Source organism: Armatimonadota bacterium (assembly GCA_018268395.1).
Taxonomy (GTDB): domain Bacteria; phylum Armatimonadota; class Fimbriimonadia; order Fimbriimonadales; family Fimbriimonadaceae; genus JAEURO01.
The window spans coordinates 154552-159162 of the sequence record JAFDWQ010000003.1 but is presented as its reverse complement, the minus strand read 5'-3'; the positions used below and the strand labels follow the sequence as shown (position 1 = coordinate 159162).

The 4611-nt window shown below is 56.9% G+C and carries 5 protein-coding genes; 4 read left to right on the top strand and 1 reads right to left on the bottom strand.

Annotation, left to right across the window (positions count from 1 at the left end):
* The 3 genes from JST30_06205 to JST30_06195 all read left to right on the top strand — a co-directional run.
* Nucleotides 1-148 (top strand): hypothetical protein (locus JST30_06205; GenBank protein ID MBS1713912.1); only part of this gene is annotated, 148 nt, incomplete at its 5' end.
* Nucleotides 149-296: 148 nt separating this feature from the next.
* A complete protein-coding gene (locus tag JST30_06200; protein MBS1713911.1) occupies nt 297-1205 on the top strand; it encodes an IS1595 family transposase in 909 nt (302 codons plus the stop codon).
* On the top strand, nt 1202-1909 hold the full coding sequence (locus JST30_06195) for a DUF3800 domain-containing protein (protein ID MBS1713910.1): 708 nt from the start codon (nt 1202-1204) through the stop codon (nt 1907-1909). The genes JST30_06200 and JST30_06195 overlap by 4 nt, the downstream gene beginning before the upstream one ends.
* A 670-nt stretch (nt 1910-2579) precedes the next feature.
* Here the strand turns inward: JST30_06195 and JST30_06190 are convergent.
* Nucleotides 2580-2819: a hypothetical protein gene (locus JST30_06190; protein ID MBS1713909.1), complete on the bottom strand. Its 240-nt coding sequence runs from the start codon at nt 2817-2819 to the stop codon at nt 2580-2582.
* A gap of 666 nt (nt 2820-3485) precedes the next feature.
* Between JST30_06190 and JST30_06185 the strand changes: the two genes are divergently transcribed.
* Nucleotides 3486-4611: hypothetical protein (locus JST30_06185; protein ID MBS1713908.1), on the top strand; the 1126-nt coding region annotated here is incomplete at its 3' end.

The window sequence follows — 4611 nt, the reverse complement described above, 5'->3', positions numbered from 1 at the left end:
CACGGGTTCGGCCACCTCGACGCCTCTGAGCCAGTACGTCGGCACGGCTGGCACGATGTCCGGCCGGGTCGAGGTCTACCGGAGCTTCAGCGCCGTCGCCGCCCCGTGCGTCGACATCGACGCCGCGCTCCTCAAGGTCACCGGCTGACGTCCCTCGTCGCCTGACGTCGACCGCGCCTCTCGCTTGAGAGGCGCGGTCTCTCTTTTTGTTTCGGCATCCAGACCGAGAGGGGATAATCCCGTACTAATACGGGGATATCCCCTTACGGTAGGTAATGTATGGTAGAGTACCTACCATGACGGCCAAGTACACCCTTAAAGACTTCCTGAAGGAGTACCCGGATGACGACGCGTGCCTAGAATGGCTCTTCCAGTTCATGTATCCGGCGGGCGTCCACTGCCATGTGTGCGACAAGGTGACCAAACACCACCGTGTTAGAACCAGGAAATCGTATTCTTGCGACGTGTGCGGGCACCATGTCCACCCGACGGCGGGCACGATCTATCACAAGTCGTCCACGCCTCTGACGACATGGTTCTATGCCGTCTTTCTGATGAGCAACACGCGCACGGGCGTCTCTGCCAAGCACCTTCAGCGAGAGACGGGCGTCACCTATAAGACCGCGCACCGGATGCTTAAGATGATCCGGGCGATGCTCTTGGAGGGCCAGGCCGGGCCCTTGACGGGCGAAGTCGAAGTAGACGAGACGCTGGTCGGTGGCAAACCCCGACGGTACAAGGACCACCCGAACAAGTACAGCAAGAAAGCGACCGTCATCGGAGCCGTGGAACGTGGCGGATCGGTCGTGGCAAAGGTCGTGCCCGACAACGCTAGGACGACGTGCTACGACTTCGTCCTAGGGAACGTCGCTCCGGGCACCACGCTCTACACCGACGAGCACTCGGGTTACTTCAGGATCGGAAAGCGTGGGTACAAGCACCATACGGTCACTCACTGGAGCCTGGAGTACGCCCGTGGAGTCGTCCATACCAACACCATCGAAGGGTTCTGGGGCAACTTCAAGACCGGGTTCCGGGGAGCCTACAAGCACTGTGCGTTCAAGTACCTGGAAGCCTACGTGAACGAGTACGCGTTCCGCTACAACCATCGGAACTCTGAAGCGTCGATGTTCGCGCACTTCATGGCCCAGCACCGTCAGTTCAATTGGTGGGTACCATATTCCCGTCGAGGACGCAAAGGTTGAAATATCACGTCTATTGCGATGAAAGCTGTCATTTGGAGCACGATCAAAGCAATGCCATGGTTTTAGGGGCATTATGGTGCCCGTATACAGAACTAACCTCAATTCGCACCCGACTTCGAGAAATTAGGGAAGAACATGGCGTTGCTGGGTACCGTGAAGTCAAGTGGACGAAGCTATCTCCTGCTTCACTTCCGCTTTACAGGGATCTCGTAAATTACTTTCTAGACAACGACGATCTACACTTTCGGGCGATCATAATCCCGGACAAAAGCAAATTGGATCACGAGCGCTTTGGGCAAACGCACGACGAATGGTACTACAAAATGTATTTCCGCTTGATAAACCACATCTTAGACCCAGAAGAGTGTTACAGAATCTTTTTGGACATTAAAGACACGTTGGGTGCCCAAAAGGTGAGCAAACTTGAGACGGTTCTGCGGAATGCTAATTATGACTTCGACGGCACAGTTGTACAAAGCGTTCAAACAGTCAGGTCGGACGAAGTAAGCTTACTTCAGATGGCAGATATTCTCATTGGAGCAGTGTCATTCGTGGCGCGCGGGCTGCTGGATCAGGATTCAAGCAGCTCAGCAAAAAGAGATTTGGTCCGCAGGATACAGAAGAGAACCAAGTACAGCTTGCGCAAGTCCACGTTGCCCAGGGAAAGTAAGTTCAACCTCTTCGTCTGGAGCCCCTCAGAGTAAGAACGATGCCCAATGCACCCTGGCTTTCGGAGCCCTTCTCCTATGAAGACTATAATGGCGATTGGAACTCTTTTATTTCCGATGTTTACTTAAGATTTCACAGCGATTTACGCGATGGGCTTGAACTTAGAGGCAAGCCAGTTCGCCATAGTCGATCCGATGATCATGGCTATGAGCGCGGCTTCTGGCACATCGTCAGCGAAGGCGATGATAGGACTCCGGATATAAGGCGGGCTGAACGCATTGGTTGGTACAAGGAAACAGTTCAAAACTGCGATGCGCCGGAAGTTTGCAGGTGGCGAAGGTCAAGAGGCAAGTCAAGTCGTGTCCACCTGTGGATTCCTGAAGACGACTATATACTAGTATTAGAAGAACGCCGGAATTTATTTTGGCTTATCACGGCATTCACTTGCATTAAACCCCACCGAATGAGGCAGTTCGTTCGCGAGCACAAAGAAAATGCAAACGGGGCCACGCCGTTTTAGACGCAACCCGAGCTCCTTCTACGTCTAGGTAGATGAGACTGCCGTTATTATTGACTCTTCGCACACGAAAAAAGAACCCTGTTGGTAAAAAACAGGTATTTGTACCTACTGGTATTTAGTTCGCACGACGCCAGCGGCATCGTACCTTATCGGCCCCCTGCTTGACCGATAGTCCCACTCTCTCATCAGTCTAGGTGGTCAATCGTCAGCATGCTGAGCGTTCGCGCGGTTAAGTCGATGACGTAGACGAATCGGTAGCCCCCTGCTTCGTACCACCAGAAATTGAAGTCGCTCGAATAGCCGCACCCGTCCGGTTCGGGCGTGTCGCACAGTTGCCAGACCAGGCGGTCTAGAAAAAGCTGCTCACTCTTTCTCTGGCTCTCCCAAAACGCCTTCGCTTTCCGAGAGAGGTCTGGGTGCAACACGGGTGGCCCTCATCCATCGGACGGTCTCCTCGACGCCCAACATCCCGGATTCTAGCCCTTCTCGCGCACTCTCGGCTACGCGTGCCAACTGATCGGTCGGCAACGTGGCGCGATGCCCCGTGCTTGACGGCAACGGCCTTGAGACTTGTCTCAGCATCTTCTTGAACTCGCTCTCGGGTTTCGTTTCTCTGTAGCTTTCTGTGTCCAAAATGTCCTTCGGCATTAGTTCGCCCACTGCGGGAACTAGACGCCCGTCCCTGAGGACGTAGCGTTCCCCTGTGGACTCGTCAGTGAACGTGTGCCCGTCCAACTGGCCCTTGTCGGCGTCCGTTCGCGTTGCCTTACGCATCCGTATTGACATGATACGCGCAAACCGCCCGAGCGTTCCCGTGAATGCGAATTCTCGGAATTCTCCCCAAATCGAACGTCGCACTACCCCGGTCGTGTCGATCCCCTGGGCCCCGGCTCTTGAACCTATTTGAACCTGACAACCTACCGAGAGGGGATAATCCCGTACTAATACGGGTCCGTTTCTCCACGTCCTCCCTTGCTCCGGGGCCCGGACTATCGTATCCTGTGTTGTTGAGAATTCGTATTCTCAACTTATCGTGTCGGTCCGGATGCAACGCTGCTGCGGACGGCACTCAGTGTGGAGATTGAACATCTATGAACGTTTTCAGCAGGCTCCTGACCGCAGCAATGGCCGCAGTCGCTGCGTGCGGCGCCATGGCCCAGACCGTCGACGGCGTCCGTGACGCGAACTATGTCCAAGGGGCCGTACAGAACAGCCAGACCCAGTTCGGCGACAGCAACCTCGGCCAGATCGATTACGCCAACGGGTCCGAAGCCGACAACGTCTGGTACGTCAAGTCGGGCGGCTACCTCTATCTGTTCGTCGGAGGCAACCTCGAGTCCAACTTCAACAAGCTCGAGATCTTCATCCAGGCGGGGCCGAACGGTCACAACCGCCTGCTCGGCACTTATCCGGACGTGGACTTCGGTGCCTTGAACCGCATGAGCGACGACGGCTCCGGTTACGGACTGACCTTCGACCCGACGTTCGCGCCGACGCACTGGTACGGCATCACCTGCGGGGGCGATCCGTTCGGGCTGTACGCCAACTACTCGGAAGTCAAGTCCACACTAGACGGCGGTATCGGTTACTACCTGGGGACGACCGGGGCTGGCGTCGGCACGCTCTCGGGCGGTAACAACCCGAACGGAGTCGAAGCCACGGTCAACAACAGCAACGTTGCAGGTGTCCCAGGAGGCAACGGCCCTGACCCCGGCAACGGTGAACCTGTCACGACCGGCGCCGAAATCAAGATCCCGCTCGCCGAGCTTGGAAACCCCACGGGAGACATCAAGGTCTGCGTGATCGTCAACGGCGCGGGCCATGACTTTCTCTCCAACCAGATCCTTCCGGGCATCGGCGGAGGCGACAACCTGGGCGAACCGCTCTTCGTCAACCTGGCCCAATACCCGGGCGAACAGTGGTTCACCGTTCCTGGCGGCGCGACCACCGAGACGTTGGCCCCGGTCAACGGCGCGGTCTCGATCGGCAAGTCGAGCTCGGGCGGCTTCGGCGACACCGCCGTCGTCGACGGCGCGAGCTGGCGCGTCTGCAAGTTCGTCGTCACCTCGGCGACCTCGCCGATCGTCCGGGTCCGGTTCGACTACACCACGACCAAGACGGCCCCGACCGCGATCTCTTGGGACGTCACCGCGAAGATGGTCCACAGCGGCACCTTCAAGGTCCAGCTCCTGCTGAGCCACGACCCGAACAACCCGA

What these genes read in the sequence shown, in the direction of transcription:
- JST30_06200 (MBS1713911.1), top strand. Translation starts at nt 297, where the DNA reads ATGACGGCCAAGTACACCCTTAAAGACTTCCTGAAGGAGTACCCGGAT.